Source organism: Streptococcus sp. ELY_137 (assembly GCF_058314515.1).
In genome coordinates, this window is the sequence record NZ_JBZFUL010000001.1 from 269,102 (window position 1) to 284,546 (window position 15,445).

Here is a 15,445-nt window from a genome sequence, read left to right on the forward strand (position 1 = left end):
TAAACGGAAAGCAGCAGCTTAGCGGCTGCCTTTTTTATCACAATAAAAAGATATATATAAATACTTATAAAAATATTTTTATAAATAATTATTTTTATATTGACACACATATAAATATGTATTAAAATACTTACAAAGTAAATAATAAGGAGAAAACCTATGAAAATTATCAGCTTTGTAGCCTTGAAAGGGGGAGTTGGTAGAACAACTTTAGCTCTTTTATTTGGTCAGCGTTTAGCCTATAAAGGAAAGAATGTTCTCTTTTTTGATGAAGATCATCAGTGTAATTTAACTCATTACTATGATGTCTACCAAGATAGCGGAACTGTCCTTAATATCTACACTAATGGAGGAGATGTTGATATTCTCAATGTTGCTCCTCATATTGATTTAATTCCTGGATCGATGCGGTTGGATGAAGCAGAGCGGATGTTAGAAACAGATTCCAATAAGAATCTATACTTGTATGATTGGTTTGATCTTCATTATCAAGATCGTAATCTGGAACAGTATGATTACGTCATCTTAGATTGTCGTCCTGATTTTGGCATTGCAACCAGAAATGCTATAGCGATTAGCAATGCTATTATCAGCCCAATTATTCCCAGTGAATTTTCCTTTGAAGCTAAAGCAAACTTGGAACTGCGTTTATCTCGTTACCGTCAAGAGGAAATTATTAGACCTAGTCGTGAAAGTTTGATTACTGCCAAACTTTATTTCCTCTTGAATAAAATTGCTCATAATACCAAGGCTTCCAAAGCTCTGGTAGCCGCTTTAGCTGATGATCCTAATATTATTGGACAAATCCCTCAAAAGGAATTGTTTAATCGCTCAACAAAAGAGAAGACTATGATTGATATGATGATGGATCCCAATCTTCTCAGCCAGCATCGTTCTTTCTTTTCAAGGCTGAGCCAGACGCTGGATGATATGATGGTGGCACTTGACACTCTCTAATGTTCATATTATAATACTTATATAAATATGGATTATAATAAATAAGGAGTGTTATGGCTTATGGCTTTTGAATCTAAAAAAAATAAAATCGCTCAAGCCTTGAGTGATCCAATAACAGTTAGAGACACCAAAAAAAGAAAACCAGGTCGTCCTTCTGGAAAAACCAGAAAGCCATGGACGTTCACGTTGAAACCTCAAAATCGGGATAAGCTAGACCTTATCGCAGCTAAAGAGGGGTTTAATGGAGCGTCAACGTTTCTTGACGACTGGATTGAAAAGTATGATTTAGATAACTAAGAATTAAAACATGTATTTTAATGATATTTTAAATAATGATTAAAATACATATAACTGGTTCTGCTGGAGGTGGCAGTATGTACTATTTATTTAGAGGCGTTTACTATCTATCATTCATTTTCTTTCTTCTGTTTGGCTGGAACTGGGGCGTTGCTAGTTTTGGCATTGATCAGATGATGTGCTTGTTGCTGGCTCTGGTTCTGCTGCGATTTTGGCCAAGCGGTGGTTTTGTGTTTACCGTCTGTTGGCTGGGTTATCTTTTATTGACCCGTTTCCAGACGGCTGTGATCGTTCTTAACTGGACTTTGATCGGCATTTTAGCTTTGGAGATCATTCTCCTTTGGAAAGAGGAACATTGCTTTGTGAGAACGAAAACCTTTTTAAAAAATCTGCGTAAAACTTTTTCTCATAAAACCGAATAAGTCATTAAAAGGTCCTAATTAATTCAGGGCTTTTTTGTTGGTCAAAATAGTTGCTTCATCTTTTTGTCACCTGATACAATACCCACAAAAAATAGTAAAGGGGATTAATATGATTGATGAAACGTCACTCAAAGCCAGTTATGCAGAGACGATAAAAGAAGATTTCCAGTCTTGGTTAGCCAGTTATGATGACCAGATGTCTGTGAGTATGCGCTCTAGAGGCTATCGGTGTATTCATTCTATGGAGCGGACAGTCATTTTTACCTTTGGGGAAGTCACGTTCAGTCGCAAACGTTGGAAAAAGGGTAACGAGTGGGCCGTACCTGTTGATGATATGCTGGGACTTCCTAAAAATTCTCGCTATTCGTATGAATTTCTTTATCAGATTGTCAAACTGTCAACCATGATGCCCTATGATAAGGTGATTCAGGTGATTGCCCTTCTTTATCAAGTAGCTATTACTAAACCGACCGTTGTCAAAGCTATAGACTTGGCACATCATCTGCTGGAAGAAAAGGAACAATATCGTTTCTATACAGAAAACAGCCAGCCTCAAAAGAAGCCAATTGATCTGATCTATATTGAAGGAGACGGCGCTTTGATTAAAACGAAGTCCGATGTTCCAGAGAAACGCAATACCGACCTCACCCATTTTGTTGTCCATACGGGCAGTCGGCAAGTTGGTCCCAATCGTTTTGAACTGATGGAGAAAAAGGAGTTTGTTTCTCCCAGTCATTATGCGGCCAGACAGCAATTGTTGGATTATCTCTATAATACCTATACGATTAAGGAGACTACTTTACTCATCACTAATTCTGACTGTGGAGCGGGTTATTCCCCTAAGGTCTTTGAGGGGATTGCCAGAGCATTGAAAATTCGTCGCCATGAACACTTCTGGGATGCTTACCATGTTCATAAGGAGTTACGGAGTTTCTTTAGGGGATACCCAGATGACTTACAAAAGAAGGCTTTTCAGGCTATAAAAAAACATGACCGAGAACAATTTAAAATGGTTTTGGATACGGTTGAGTCTCTCATTACACAAGAAGATGACCAAGCTGTTTTTGATAGTTTTAAAACCCGTTTTCTCAGTCGTTTTAAATACACAAAGTCTGCTAAATTGAGAGGACTGGACTCAGCCGGGATAGGGATTATGGAAAGTCAGCATCGCAAGATTACTTATCGCATGAAAAAAAGAGGCATGTATTGGACTCCTAAAGGACTTAAAACCATGAGTCAGGTGATCGTTTTAACGTACGAGAATAGTTTGGAAGATCTGTTTTTTGGTACTTGGCGGACAGAGTATGAAACTATGCTGGCTGAGGACTTAGATACCCCTGGAGATATCCGTGAAAGACAGCAACGGATTCCTAAATCGTATCACTTGTTGGATGGCCGTAAAAAGAGCCAGTTACCCAGCTTAAAAACAAATCTTGCCAAACGGTGATAAAAAGACTATAATTACTAGAAAAAATGCTCAAAATACTTGCAATGGTGCGGTTGGTATGCTATAATATATTCATATTAAATGAGAAACAAAAAAAGAGCGATGGTTACCGCCATCGCTCACCGAGCAAGAACTCCTCAAAAACACACCCTTGCTCAGCTTAATAAATTTTAAGGGATAACCTGAAAAATGTCAAGAGCTGAGCAAAGTAAAATTTGTTCAGTTTTTATGTCTCGGTTCTAAAAGAGCCTCTTTTCAGGGTTATTCTACTTTCTAAAAAATTCTACCACATACTACGTTCTCAAATCAGTTGACAGACTAATACACCTGTGTTAGAATGGCGGCGTTAATAATTCTTCGGGGTCAGGTGAGAGTCCTAACCGGCGGTATAGTCCGCGAGCCATAAGGCATGAACTGGTGTAATTCCAGTACCGACAGTATAGTCTGGATGAGAGAAGAATTTAGCTGAAAGACCTCCTTAGCACTTGGAAACAGTTAAAAGGAGTTTATTTGCTAAGTCTCAAAAAAACCTCGCATTTCATTTTGAAGTGCGCTTTTTTCATCATATAGCTATTTCAATCTAAGCAGTTCCAATGTTAGTTGTTCGCATCAGTGAAGCAGTTTTCAAGGTAACCTCAACAGTGCTAGCGATACTTTGAAAATTAAGCAATGGCAGTTTCTTTGGAGATAATTTCACCTATTTTTGAGTGACAAAAGAGTCTTTCGATTACTGCCCTAGGTAGAATGATGGTATTTTTACTGGATGGATGAAAAAGGGTTTCTCATAAAATTTTCCCATGATTGTTGACGCATCTAGAAAGGAGGATTTTATGAAAAATCCGAAAATAAAATATGTCACCTATACGGCCATGTTTGCAGCTATCGCAGGCGTCCTGATGTCTCTTGAAATTTCGGTTCCCTTCATGCCGGTCTTCTACAAGGTTGACTTTTCAGATGTTCCTACGATCATTGCAACCTTTCTTTTAGGCCCTACATCAGGTTTGATTATCGAGGTTCTAAAGATCCTGATCAAACTTTTTACCGTCGGTAGCAATAGTATGTATATCGGTGAGTTCGCCAATTTAATTTCGGCTGTCTTCTTTGTCTATCCTCTGGGCTTGATTTTCAAAAAGAGGGGTAAGACTTTAAAAGCAGCAGTTTTAGCTCTTTTGGCAACGATTGTGATCAAGACCTTGTCTGCTACAGCCATCAATCTCTTTGTTAGCCTGCCCTTGTATGCCAAAGCTGTAGGAATTGATTTGGAAAGTTTAGCCAAGTCTTTTGGTTCTGTTAACCCAGCTATTTCTAACTTGACTAGCTTTATTCTTTTGGCGACAGTCCCTTTCAACATAGTTAAGGTTAGCTTGAACGGAGCAATTGCTTACCTTTTATACAAACGCTTTATCTATAAGATAAATAGAGGAGATAAAAATGGCTAGATACTATCGTGAATTAACAAGGCTTGATATGGAAGTGCTTAATAAAGAAGAGACAATTGTTATGATTCCTCTTGGAGCAATTGAACAGCACGGCAACCATGCCCCACTGGGAACGGATGATTTGATCGCTGAGAAAATGGCTGATTTGATTCTACAGGAAGTAAATCAGATTGACGAGAATTTTCCGCTCTTGATCCTTCCCAATATTTCTATTGGTTTGAGCACTGAGCATGCCAATTTCTGCGGCAGCCTTACCTTTTCGACAGAGACCTACTACCATATGCTGAAAGAAATCATAGAGTCTCTGTACCACCACGGCTTTAGAAAAATAGCCCTCCTCTCTTGTCATGGCGGAAATACACCGATTGCTAACCTCCTCAGTCGAGAACTGCGCTATTCACATGATTTGGATATTTTTATTTTTAATTTTGGGGCATTTGATGATCCGCGCGTACAAGCGACAGTTTCCGAAGGAAATACCTTCGATTTTCACGGTGGAGAGATGGAGACATCTATGGTCATGGCTATAGATGAAGGATTGGTTAAACTTGATAGGGCGATTGCAGGACAAGCTACTGGGTATGTCTTTGATAGTAAGCTAAAGGAGTGCAACATCAATTTGAACTGGATCGCTGAAGATTTTATAGATAAGGACGGTAATCCAATTGGTATCGGTGGAGATCCTTCTGGTGCAAATCCAGAAAAAGGCCAGATTATTTTTACTGTCAATATTGAAAAAATGGTTGAGGGGCTAAAATATATAGCAGGTTATTGAGGAGAGCATCTAAAATATTTACCTCTTCTAAGTTTATAGACTTTTCTCTTTTAATAGACTTGTTCAGTAACCAAAAGTGATACATTAAACTCATAAAAAACATATACAAGAAAACTCCAAGGTTTAGCTCATAAAATTTTTTCAGGTAAATGCTTTTGTTCAAGGCGATTTTACTGAAGATTTTATGAGTTTTTTTATTGTACCTATATTGTAAATTCTAGGACTGGATTAAATTAGCTTATGTTTTATCCTAGTATCATATTTGTTATTAATGTTAGTAAACTCGAACACCCTTTGTTTTCTACCGATTGCTATGATAGTACAGGGATTAGATTTAGGTCTGATAGCAGGAAGGGTTAGTAATTGAGGAATTTGTTTTAGCTAGCCTGATCTTGCTTGCAGGTATTCTTTTTAAGCTACCAGAATTAGTGCTGGCGATTACGCTGGGACATACTTTCCATCTTTTATCTCATATCAGTCAGGCCATCCGATTTCGAACTTGGGTTCCTGGCAGCATGACTGCAGTTTTCACCATGCCTTTGCTTATTTTCAGTATCTTTCTGTTTTGTCTGAGCAATCCACTGCATTGGCTATTGTTGCTGGTTATCACCCCGCTTATTTTTGCAGCAATCATCGCCAACCTTGTTTTTCTTCATCGGCAGGCTGATCAGGTTGAAAAATTCCTACACTCGTAAATAATGTATCTTAGTTCCCCTATCCTGCATCTTGGTTGATGCGGAATTTTTGATTTAGTTTTCATCAAGATTACAATTGCTAAAATCAAGAAAATTATAATTTACAGGTATTTTCCATCAGTTTTTTTGTGATAAAATGGTCTACAATGAAAGGGAAAAGGAGAAAGAAGATGAACTTACAAGCATGGATGGAAGAATTTCAAAAAATATATGGACGTCCTCCTGAAGTCAGTGAAATTAATGCAGCGCAAGCAGCAGGGGACTTTGTTGAACAATCAGAACCCCCTCAAACAAAGGAGGAACCTCTAGAATCAGTATCTGAACAGCCGCAAGAGACAGTTTTTGAGCACTCTCAAAAGACAACTATCAATCACTCTCAAGAACAGCAAATGTCAGTAGAACCGACAGAAAGTCCGATGTTGACATCAATACGTTCTTATTTCAGGACTAAGCGAGCAGAGCGCTCTCCTGAAGATAACGTTGATACCAGTCTCAAAATAATTTTTTTAGGTTTGTTGGGACTGATTTTGTCCTTTGCCATTGCTTGGTTTACAGGACTAATCAGTCAAGATAAACCCTATACCGTTTTGGTTATATTAATTTTAATGTTCCTATTTATGTGGATACCGCAAGCAATGTTTGCTGAAAGCAAGAGAACACGGGCTTTTAGGGGAATGGGAGCCGGTCTAGCCGTGCTGGCATCTGCAGTATCCTTCCCCTTGATACACATGACATACGGAGTACCCAAAAAAAGTGGAGTTGATGCGACTATTCGAATTAAGACAACTTTTTGGAATGAAGAGCCGGCACTTAGGAACGAATGTTTAATGGTTTATGCGGTTATTTTAGTTCTTAGCATTATTCTTTTTATTATTGTAAATAGCTATTTTAATAAAGTTAAGAATGAAGGAAATCAAGACTAGTCAATCAGTAGGATAAGTATCATCCATTTTATAGGTTTCGAAAAATAGCTTGGTGCTCATAGAAATTAATCTGCCTACCATTTGGAGAGGATCACGTTGATCCTCTCTTTTTGGCGTTGATTGTTACTAGACTGGCATGGATCGTCCTATAGAAAAATGCCCGACTTGGCTATAATAGTTGTAAAGGAGGTAAAAATGTCAAAAGTGATTTTATTAACAGGTGCTTCTTCAGGAATCGGCTACCTAACAGCACAAGGACTGGCAAGAGCGGGACATAGGGTTTATGGTGGTGCCAGACGCTTGGAAAAATTGGAAGAACTGAAACGAGATGGTGTCCAGCCGCTTTACCTTGATCTTACCAATGAACAAACCATTAAACAGGCTCTTGCAGTGGTTATTCAAGTAGAAGGCAGACTTGATGTCTTGATTAACAATGCTGGTTATGCTGCTTTTGGTGCGGTTGAAGATGTTGCGCTTGAGGCGGCTAGAAAGCAATTTGAAGTAAATCTTTTTGGCCTAGCTCGTTTAACTCAGGAAGTTCTTCCTTATATGCGAGCTCAGAAATCGGGGCGCATTATCAATATCTCTTCAACAGGTGGCCGTATCACTACCATTATGGGTTCTTGGTATCATGCCTCTAAATATGCTCTTGAAGCCTTATCCGATGGCCTTCGTATGGAAGTAAAAGCATTTGGAATTGAGACGGTGATTATTGAGCCAGCCAGTATTAAAACACCTTGGAGCCAGATTGCTGTAGAAAATCTAAGGATCTCTGCAGTTGGAGGGGCCTATGAAAAGATGGCCAAAAAGGTCTCCCAAAGTATTGCAAGAATGTATGCAGGCCGATTGGTTTCTGAGCCTGACCTTGTAGCAAGAAGGATTGTCAAAATTGTCAATGCCAAACGAGTTAAACCGCGTTACCTCGTTGGTAGGGGCGCTAAAACTATTGTTTTTCTTCACGCAATCTTGCCTGCTGGGGTATTTGACTGGCTGGTTGTTAAGAGTTTGACTTGAGGTTAATATTTTTAGACAATAAGATTATGAAACTTATTATCACTAAACAATTTCAGATCTTCTTAAAAGAATTAGGAATAGACATTAGGCTGATCTTACAAAAAGCACAGTTGCCAAACAAACTTTGGCAGGAAGAGCTGACTTATAGCGCTCAGGATTATTATCGCTTTATAGAGACTTTGGATAAGCAAATTACAGATGAAGCCCTATTAGCATTGAGTAATATTGACAATATTAAAATGTTTGTACCAGCCTTTTTTGCTGCTTTATCAAGTCCGGATGGTTTGACAGCCTTGAAGCGCTTCTCAAAATATAAAAGTTTGATTGGTCCAGTAAAGATAGAGATTCATGAAAGAGACGATGAAGTTACTGTAAGCTATGCTTATCTATCATCACACTTGCCACTTCCTCGCATGTTACTGCTGCAGGAGCAGCTGCTACTTTTAAGTATTTTACGGACAGGGACAGGGGTGTCAGTTCTTCCCCGCAGGGTCAGTTCGCCTTATGATTACGGAGCAGTTCTTGAGAATGAGGTAGGCATCCTCCCACAAAAATCACAAAGGAATTTCTTGGTGTTATCTAAAGCAGATCTTGAAAAAACTTTTATCACTGAGAACAATATCATGTGGCATTATTTGGAACCGAGTCTTAATCGGCAGCTAGCTCAGGAGGAAAAAAGCGGCAGCCATTTTACACAGGCGCTTCAAACCGAGTTATTGTCAGCTATCCCCAGCGGTCAGTTCTCCCTCGCTGTCGTAGCTGAGAGGCTTGGCCTCAGTGTCAGGACACTGCAGCGCCAATTAGCTGCTGAAAAGACAACATTTAAGGAAGAAGTTCTCCATATGCAGAAATCGATGGCCTTTTCTTATCTTGATTTATCCATGTCAGTTGACGAGATTGCTTATCTTGTAGGTTATTCAGAAACGTCAAGCTTTCTGCGTGCTTTTAAAAACTGGACTGGCAAAACGCTCAAACAGTATAGAGAAACTAACCAATCGAAGGAGGAGAAATAATGACCCCCACCTTGCTTGCTTTTCTTGCGCTCATGCTTTTTATGGTCCATGAGTTTGAAGAGATTATTTTAGTCTGTCCATGGATTGCGAAGAAAAAGAGTGATCCAAAATTTGCTAATGAAATCTTTGTCGCTGGCAGAGTACATTATCCTTCAACAGAAACAATAGCCGCTAGCATTTTGGAGGAATTTGTTTTAGCTAGCCTGATCTTGCTTGCAGGTATTCTTTTTAAATTACCAGAATTAGTGCTGGCGATTACGCTGGGACATACTTTCCATCTTTTATCTCATATCAGTCAGGCCATCCGATTTCGAACTTGGGTTCCTGGCAGCATGACTGCAGTTTTCACCATGCCTTTGCTTATCTTTAGTATCTTTCTGTTTTGTCTGAGCAATCCACTGCATTGGCTATTGTTGCTGGTTATCACCCCGCTTATTTTTGCAGCAATCATCGCCAACCTTGTTTTTCTTCATCGGCAGGCTGATCAGGTTGAAAAATTCCTACACTCGTAAATAATGTATCTCAGTTCCCCTATCCTGCATCTTGGTTGATGCGGGATTTTTTGATAGAAAAGCTGTGCTATAATGAAAATTATGAAATTACGAATTGAACAGAATACCAGCTTCAAGGAGCTGGAAGTCAGTTTAAAGTATAGTGAGAAAAACAGGCTGGTTGAGCGGATTTTAACATTTTTGGAAAGTGTCGATAAGCAAATCAGCTGTTATGAGGATGGGGTTGAGCATTTGGTCAACCTTTCGGATATTTACTATATTGAAAGTGTTGACAAGAAGACTTTTGTCTATTTGGCAGATACTGTTTATCAGACGGATTTGAGGCTCTATCAACTGCTCCATGACATACAAAATGACGGGTTTGTTCAGATCTCTAAGAGCTGTCTGCTTAACATCAATGTCTTAGAAAGTATTCGGCCGCTTTTTAACAGCCGCATGGAAGCGACTTTGCTCAATGGTGAGAAGGTTATTGTCAATCGCCGTTATTTACAGGCTGTTAAAGAAGCCTTAAGAGGAGGTGAGCCAAAATGAAAAAATGGTTGGTTAATATCTTTGCCACGACAGGCGTATCATTGCTCTTATTAACTCTAGCTGCCTTGTATTTGAAGGCGGAGTGGCTCCTGTTGGTGAGTATTTTTCAGGTCTTTTTCCTTAACGGTCTCATCCAATTGCTGATTTTATTTATACGTAAACTAGAGTGGGAATCTTTTATGCTGCAGGTGCTGGTGGAAATTGTAGCGATTGAAGGCTTGACAATGGGGATGGGCTGGCTCTTTCATTGGAATCGACCTTGGATGCTTTTTCTTATTGGGATCGCTGTTTATATCATCTCACAAGTCTTGGATCTTTTTGATCTCAGTCAGGAAGCGCGTGAAATTAATTTATTGATTAAAAACCGTCGTTAATTAAACACGCCTACACTCCTAGAAAAAAATGTTTCTTTGAATCTTTAGTGATTCATCGTTAGGTTCTCTATTTTTCTTTGGAGCGCTTAACGGCTTTTGTATCTTAGTGTAAGGAGGATTATCTATGTTACCCAAAAAGAAAAAAATCGAGTTAGCAGTCTTGGCTATCTATCTGCTCTGCTATGGTTTGCATCTCTTTGACTATTTTATTTTACGGACCGATCAAACCTTCTGGAATGAAGCCTTTGTGCACAAATTATTGGGAATTGCGGTCATCTATGTAGCTCTCAAATTTTTTCAGCTCACTTGGCAAGAGATAGGCTTTAGGCAAGGAGGTTTCCTCAAAAACACTTGGAATGGACTGCTTTTTGGACTTGTCGTTTATGTGCTGGCTTATGGTGCGGAAATCCTATTGCTTGTGAGCCAGGCTACATTTCAAGGATTGGATGTCTATGTCAGTGCCTATGCTGTGGATAAGAACGTTGGCAGAGAAACCGGTCTAATCTTCTTTCTCATCTGCTTTGTAGGAAATGTCATCAATGTCATCATGGAGGAAGGAGCCTTTCGCGGACTGTTTCAAAAACTTTTTGAGCAGAAATACAGCTTTATAACCTCAGCCGTCTGCTCCTCGACACTCTTTGGCCTGTGGCATTTAGTAGGGCCACTGCGTAGTTACTTTGATGGGGACATGAATTTTTCAGGTTTTATACTTAATGCGCTGATGCTGGTTGTTACCTCTGCCATGGTAGGATTTAAGTTTGCGCTCATGACTAGACTGTCAGGAAGCCTTTATATGGCTATGTCCCACCATTTTACCAATAACTTTTTGATCAATATCATTCATACCCTATCTGATACGGGGGCAGATGAGCTGATGTTTGTCAGAGTCGCCATTGCACAAATCCTATCTTTTGTTCTGGTCTTGCTTTGGTATTTACTGGCTGCAAAAAAGAGTAGAAAGGAAGTTTCACAGTGAAAATTTTAGTAGTGGGTTTAGGTGTTATTGGAACAACTTACGGCTATCTTTTTCAAAAGTCGGGTCATGAGGTAGAACACCTTATCAGAAAGAGCAGTAAAAGAGCCGATATCCAAGAGTTAGACATTGAACTTCTGGATGGCCGGACTGAGAAAGATGGTATTCAAAGCAGTGATATTTATCAAGTGAAGCACTGTTCCAGCAAAGCCTATGACTTCATCTTTGTCAGTGTCCCGTCAGGCGGTCTTACTTCTATTCTTGAAAGTTTGGAGGCAGATAGTATTTCTGGCACCTTGATTTTGGCTTGTGGTATTTGGGAAGATCGGGCCTATGTTGAAACCTTAGTAAAGGGACGCCCTTATATTTTAGGTTATCCCGTTGCTGGTGGCAATATCAAGGGCAATAAGCTGACGGCCTGCGTCTTTGATCATTTCATGCTAGAAAGAGAGGAAAAGGCAGCCCTTTCTAATTATGAAAAGTTAGTGCAGATTTTCATGGATTGCCAAATTAAACTGGAGCAGCCCTATGATATGCTGGAATGGATTTGGCTGCACATGGCCATCAATGCTGGTGTTATTTCAGCTATTATCAAGTACACCGACACAACTGATACTCAAGCAGCTGTTGAAAGGGCTATGGCTTCTTCACAAACCCTAAAAGCAGCAGTGGAGAACATTCGTGAAACAGCACAAATCGTCGCAGCTCGCGGTGTCAATCTCAAAAACTATTCTAACGAATTGCTAGCTTACAAATTACCAACTTTTTTATCTGTCCCCCTTATGAAACGTATGTTTGCTAAAAAGGTCCTGACTCGTAAAATCATGACCCTGCACGATAATCTCAGTGATCTATTATTTGTTTGTCAATGTGTCTATGCTAGCGGTCAGGCTTTAAATCTAGCGGTTCCTCATTTTTATAAAGCTTATGAGAAAGTACGAGATAAGCTTTTTGACTATTAAAGAGGGGGAGCAATGTTATATTCAATATTTTATAGCTGTCTATAAGAATAGAGTAGCTTGTTTCCAAGAGCGCATCAGTAAAAATATTTTTCAAAGCCCAAGTTAAATAATGGTGTATTTTAAAATAATTTACGAATAATAAAGGTGAACCCTATCTTACTCCTTTTATCTTATTTTGTGATGGTATTATTTTAGAAGATTATCTGATCATGGAGTCTCCCCGATCGATATATTGGAGGTGTGCTATGCTAGTCGCAAGAAATAAGGCCGGCAGACTGATTAATCTATTGGATGACCTTCCTGAAAAGAGCGATTTTTTCTGTCCTGCCTGTGGAGCTGAAGTTCGCTTGAAACGGGGAACTGTAAAAAGGCCACATTTTGCTCATATCAATCTGCAGGACTGCCACTTTTATTCGGAAAATGAATCAGCAGAACATTTGTCTCTCAAGTCAGCCCTTTATACTAGTTTGTCAAAAACTGAGCGGGTCGTTGTGGAGCAATTCTTACCGAAATTAGGGCAGATTGCAGATCTTTTGGTCAATGAAAGACTGGTGCTTGAAGTGCAGTGTTCACGCTTGTCCGAAGACCGACTGCGTGAACGGACACAGGCTTATCAAAAAAGCGGTTTTCAGGTACTCTGGCTGCTGGGGAAAAAGCTCTGGCTTGGTAAGCAGTTGACACCGCTGCAGCACGACTTTCTCTACTTCTCAAAAAATATGGGCTTTCACCTTTGGGAACTGGATTTATCGAAAGAATGCCTGCGTTTAAAATATTTAATTCATGAAGATGGGCACAACAGGGTGCATTTTTTAGTGAAAGAATGCCGTTTTTCGGGACATTTGTTTGAGTTTTTACACCAACCTTTTGTCAAGCAGTTCATGGAGACCTATCGCTTGAAAATGGATGAACATCTTTTATCTTACATTCAGCGTCAGCTTATTGCCAAAAATCCTCGCTGGTTAAAAAAGCAGGAAGAAGCCTATTATTTGGGAGAAAATCTGCTATCGAAATCCGTTGATGATTTTTACCCGCAAGTGCGACCGCCTCAGGGACCCTTTTGCCAGATCGAAAGAGACTTATCAAAATTTTACCAGCAATTTGAAGCATTCTATAAAGGCAGTAGTGATAAAAGATTTCAAAGACTTTACCCGCCAGCCTTTTATGATAAAATAAACGCAAAAGGTTTATAAGAAAGGATGGGAAAACACAGATGGTTTGAGCATAAACTATCTCGTTTTAATGTGGTATGTCAGATAATCGTGATCATATTGAAGAAAAATATCAATGGGATTTAAGAACGGTTTTTGCTAGTGATGCAGACTGGGAGGCAGAATTTGAATCGCTTAGTCAGGCAATTGAAGAGGCGAAAGGCTTAGCCGAACAACTTGGTCAGTCAGGTAGGAATTTATTAACTGTGACAGAACACTATTTAGCATTATCTCGCCGATTAGAGAAACTCTACGTTTACGCCTCTATGAAAAATGATCAGGATACAACAGTAGCTGCTTATCAAGAACTACAGTCTAAGGCAACCAACCTATATGCCAAGTACGGTCAAACCTTTGCCTTCTTTGAGCCGGAAGTTTTGGCCTTATCTTCGGAGCAGTTTGACAGTTTTGTGACGGAAGTGCCAGAGTTAGAAGCCTATCGCCACTTTTTTAAACAGCTTTTTGATCAGAAGGCCCATGTCCTCTCGCCTGAAGAAGAGGAGCTCTTGGCAAATGCCCAAGAAATCTTAGATGCTGCTGGTGAAACCTATGAAATTTTGGATAATGCTGATCTTGTTTTTCCTTTTGTTAAAGATAGCGATGGTGAAAAAGTTGAGCTGACTCATGGGAATTTTATTACCTTGATGGAATCCCCTGATAGAGAGGCTCGCAAGCAAGCTTATGAAGCCTATTACAGCATTTATGCACAATTTCAGCACACCTATGCCAAGACACTACAAACTGTGGTTAAGCGCCATAATTTTGAGGCTAAAGTTCGACATTATGATTCTGCTAGACAGGCAGCCATGGCCGGTAGTCATATTCCAGAATCTGTTTATGACACCTTGTTAACGACGGTTGATAAGTATTTACCTCTGCTTCATCGCTATATAGCGTTGAGGCAGAAAGTTTTAGGGTTGCCCGACCTGAAAATGTATGACATCTATGCTCCATTATCCCGCGTGGATATGGCAGTGACCTATGAAGAAGCCTTGGATAAGGCCCAAGATGTTTTAAGTGTTTTCGGAGAAGACTATAGTGAGCGAGTCAAACGTGCTTTTAAGGAACGCTGGATTGACGTTTGTGTCAATAAGGGTAAACGCTCAGGTGCTTATTCTGGTGGGGCTTATGATACGAACGCCTTTATGCTACTTAATTGGCAGGATACATTGGACAATCTCTACACTCTTATCCATGAGACCGGCCACAGTATGCACTCTACTTTCACACGGGAAAATCAGCCTTATGTTTATGGTGATTATTCCATTTTCTTGGCCGAGATTGCATCGATAACAAATGAAAACATCTTGACAGAAACCTTGCTTCAGGAAGTAACAGACGATACAGAGCGCTTTGCTATTTTGAATCATTACTTGGATAGCTTTAAGGGAACGGTCTTTCGCCAAACCCATTTTGCGGAGTTTGAGCAAGCCATTCATCAAGCAGATGCTAGAGGCGAGGTTCTGACCAGTCAGTACCTCAATGATCTTTATGCCGATTTAAATGAAAAATATTATGGCTTGGCTAAGGAGGAAAACCCACAAATTCAGGTTGAATGGGCGAGAATTCCGCATTTTTACTATAACTTTTATGTTTATCAATACGCGACAGGTTTTGCGGCCGCTAGCTATTTAGCACAAAAAATTGTTCATGGCAGGCAAACTGACAAAGAAGCTTATCTGGCTTATCTTAAGGCTGGTAGTTCCGATTATCCTTTAGAGGTTATCGGCAAGACCGGACTCGATATGACGGCGTCTTCTTATTTAGAAGAGGCTTTTAAGGTTTTTGAAGACCGTCTGATAGAGTTGGAAGCCCTTGTCGCTAAGGGAGTACACCGGCAGTAATTTCTGTCTTAGTAAAAATAACCTGATTCCATTACGGTATCAGGTTATTTTTACTATAT

At 39.7% G+C, this 15,445-nt stretch carries 16 protein-coding genes, 1 pseudogene and 1 riboswitch; all 17 genes and pseudogenes read left to right on the forward strand.

Features of this window, described 5'->3' with window-relative positions; genetic code table 11:
• Nucleotides 1–159: 159 nt before the first annotated feature.
• The gene (locus AC4HAO_RS01335; RefSeq protein WP_491134345.1) at nt 160–957 is read left to right on the forward strand and encodes a ParA family protein; all 798 of its coding nucleotides are present in this window, start codon (nt 160–162) and stop codon (nt 955–957) included.
• A gap of 60 nt (nt 958–1,017) precedes the next feature.
• Nucleotides 1,018–1,254, forward strand: coding sequence for a hypothetical protein (locus AC4HAO_RS01340; protein ID WP_447452672.1), 237 nt, complete (start codon nt 1,018–1,020; stop codon nt 1,252–1,254).
• Between the two features lie 77 nt (nt 1,255–1,331).
• Nucleotides 1,332–1,676 carry a hypothetical protein gene (locus AC4HAO_RS01345; RefSeq protein ID WP_491134346.1) on the forward strand — a complete coding sequence of 115 codons (345 nt, stop codon included), beginning with the start codon at nt 1,332–1,334 and terminating at the stop codon, nt 1,674–1,676.
• A gap of 109 nt (nt 1,677–1,785) precedes the next feature.
• Nucleotides 1,786–3,123, forward strand: coding sequence for an ISLre2 family transposase (locus tag AC4HAO_RS01350; RefSeq protein WP_491134347.1), 1,338 nt, complete (start codon nt 1,786–1,788; stop codon nt 3,121–3,123).
• Between the two features lie 349 nt (nt 3,124–3,472).
• Nucleotides 3,473–3,587, forward strand: a riboswitch (FMN riboswitch).
• A 366-nt stretch (nt 3,588–3,953) separates the two neighbouring features.
• On the forward strand, nt 3,954–4,562 hold the full coding sequence (locus AC4HAO_RS01355) for an ECF transporter S component (RefSeq protein WP_491092504.1): 609 nt from the start codon (nt 3,954–3,956) through the stop codon (nt 4,560–4,562).
• On the forward strand, nt 4,555–5,337 hold the full coding sequence (locus tag AC4HAO_RS01360; protein WP_491134348.1) for a creatininase family protein: 783 nt from the start codon (nt 4,555–4,557) through the stop codon (nt 5,335–5,337). Before AC4HAO_RS01355 ends, AC4HAO_RS01360 begins: the two co-directional genes overlap by 8 nt.
• A gap of 359 nt (nt 5,338–5,696) precedes the next feature.
• Nucleotides 5,697–6,032, forward strand: a pseudogene (locus AC4HAO_RS01365) (HXXEE domain-containing protein); the annotation flags it as partial.
• Between the two features lie 170 nt (nt 6,033–6,202).
• Nucleotides 6,203–6,955: a hypothetical protein gene (locus tag AC4HAO_RS01370; protein WP_491092502.1), complete on the forward strand. Its 753-nt coding sequence runs from the start codon at nt 6,203–6,205 to the stop codon at nt 6,953–6,955.
• Between the two features lie 195 nt (nt 6,956–7,150).
• Entirely contained in the window at nt 7,151–7,969 is an 819-nt protein-coding gene (locus AC4HAO_RS01375) for an oxidoreductase (RefSeq protein ID WP_491092500.1), read from the forward strand.
• Between the two features lie 26 nt (nt 7,970–7,995).
• Complete coding sequence (locus AC4HAO_RS01380) at nt 7,996–8,982, forward strand: AraC family transcriptional regulator (protein ID WP_491092499.1); 987 nt, start codon at nt 7,996–7,998, stop codon at nt 8,980–8,982.
• Nucleotides 8,982–9,494, forward strand: a complete 513-nt coding sequence (locus AC4HAO_RS01385) for an HXXEE domain-containing protein (protein ID WP_491134349.1) — start codon at nt 8,982–8,984, stop codon at nt 9,492–9,494. The genes AC4HAO_RS01380 and AC4HAO_RS01385 overlap by 1 nt, the downstream gene beginning before the upstream one ends.
• A gap of 72 nt (nt 9,495–9,566) precedes the next feature.
• Nucleotides 9,567–10,025 carry a LytTR family DNA-binding domain-containing protein gene (locus AC4HAO_RS01390; RefSeq protein ID WP_491134350.1) on the forward strand — a complete coding sequence of 153 codons (459 nt, stop codon included), beginning with the start codon at nt 9,567–9,569 and terminating at the stop codon, nt 10,023–10,025.
• Nucleotides 10,022–10,399 carry a hypothetical protein gene (locus tag AC4HAO_RS01395; protein WP_491092496.1) on the forward strand — a complete coding sequence of 126 codons (378 nt, stop codon included), beginning with the start codon at nt 10,022–10,024 and terminating at the stop codon, nt 10,397–10,399. Before AC4HAO_RS01390 ends, AC4HAO_RS01395 begins: the two co-directional genes overlap by 4 nt.
• A 124-nt stretch (nt 10,400–10,523) precedes the next feature.
• Nucleotides 10,524–11,375 (forward strand): CPBP family intramembrane glutamic endopeptidase, encoded by an 852-nt coding sequence (locus AC4HAO_RS01400; protein WP_491134351.1) that lies wholly within the window; start codon nt 10,524–10,526, stop codon nt 11,373–11,375.
• On the forward strand, nt 11,372–12,334 hold the full coding sequence (locus AC4HAO_RS01405) for a ketopantoate reductase family protein (RefSeq protein WP_491134352.1): 963 nt from the start codon (nt 11,372–11,374) through the stop codon (nt 12,332–12,334). Before AC4HAO_RS01400 ends, AC4HAO_RS01405 begins: the two co-directional genes overlap by 4 nt.
• A gap of 245 nt (nt 12,335–12,579) precedes the next feature.
• On the forward strand, nt 12,580–13,524 hold the full coding sequence (locus tag AC4HAO_RS01410) for a competence protein CoiA (RefSeq protein WP_491134353.1): 945 nt from the start codon (nt 12,580–12,582) through the stop codon (nt 13,522–13,524).
• Nucleotides 13,525–13,580: 56 nt separating this feature from the next.
• Complete coding sequence (gene pepF, locus AC4HAO_RS01415; RefSeq protein WP_491092492.1) at nt 13,581–15,386, forward strand: oligoendopeptidase F; 1,806 nt, start codon at nt 13,581–13,583, stop codon at nt 15,384–15,386.
• Nucleotides 15,387–15,445: the final 59 nt, after the last annotated feature.

Excerpts from the sequence above, each read along its gene's own strand:
- AC4HAO_RS01335 (WP_491134345.1), top strand. The coding sequence starts at position 160 with ATGAAAATTATCAGCTTTGTAGCCTTGAAAGGGGGAGTTGGTAGAACA.
- AC4HAO_RS01340 (WP_447452672.1), top strand. The coding sequence starts at position 1,018 with ATGGCTTTTGAATCTAAAAAAAATAAAATCGCTCAAGCCTTGAGTGAT.
- AC4HAO_RS01345 (WP_491134346.1), top strand. The coding sequence starts at position 1,332 with ATGTACTATTTATTTAGAGGCGTTTACTATCTATCATTCATTTTCTTT.
- AC4HAO_RS01350 (WP_491134347.1), top strand. The coding sequence starts at position 1,786 with ATGATTGATGAAACGTCACTCAAAGCCAGTTATGCAGAGACGATAAAA.
- AC4HAO_RS01355 (WP_491092504.1), top strand. The coding sequence starts at position 3,954 with ATGAAAAATCCGAAAATAAAATATGTCACCTATACGGCCATGTTTGCA.
- AC4HAO_RS01360 (WP_491134348.1), top strand. The coding sequence starts at position 4,555 with ATGGCTAGATACTATCGTGAATTAACAAGGCTTGATATGGAAGTGCTT.
- AC4HAO_RS01370 (WP_491092502.1), top strand. The coding sequence starts at position 6,203 with ATGAACTTACAAGCATGGATGGAAGAATTTCAAAAAATATATGGACGT.
- AC4HAO_RS01375 (WP_491092500.1), top strand. The coding sequence starts at position 7,151 with ATGTCAAAAGTGATTTTATTAACAGGTGCTTCTTCAGGAATCGGCTAC.
- AC4HAO_RS01380 (WP_491092499.1), top strand. The coding sequence starts at position 7,996 with ATGAAACTTATTATCACTAAACAATTTCAGATCTTCTTAAAAGAATTA.
- AC4HAO_RS01385 (WP_491134349.1), top strand. The coding sequence starts at position 8,982 with ATGACCCCCACCTTGCTTGCTTTTCTTGCGCTCATGCTTTTTATGGTC.
- AC4HAO_RS01390 (WP_491134350.1), top strand. The coding sequence starts at position 9,567 with ATGAAAATTATGAAATTACGAATTGAACAGAATACCAGCTTCAAGGAG.
- AC4HAO_RS01395 (WP_491092496.1), top strand. The coding sequence starts at position 10,022 with ATGAAAAAATGGTTGGTTAATATCTTTGCCACGACAGGCGTATCATTG.
- AC4HAO_RS01400 (WP_491134351.1), top strand. The coding sequence starts at position 10,524 with ATGTTACCCAAAAAGAAAAAAATCGAGTTAGCAGTCTTGGCTATCTAT.
- AC4HAO_RS01410 (WP_491134353.1), top strand. The coding sequence starts at position 12,580 with ATGCTAGTCGCAAGAAATAAGGCCGGCAGACTGATTAATCTATTGGAT.
- pepF (WP_491092492.1), top strand. The coding sequence starts at position 13,581 with ATGTCAGATAATCGTGATCATATTGAAGAAAAATATCAATGGGATTTA.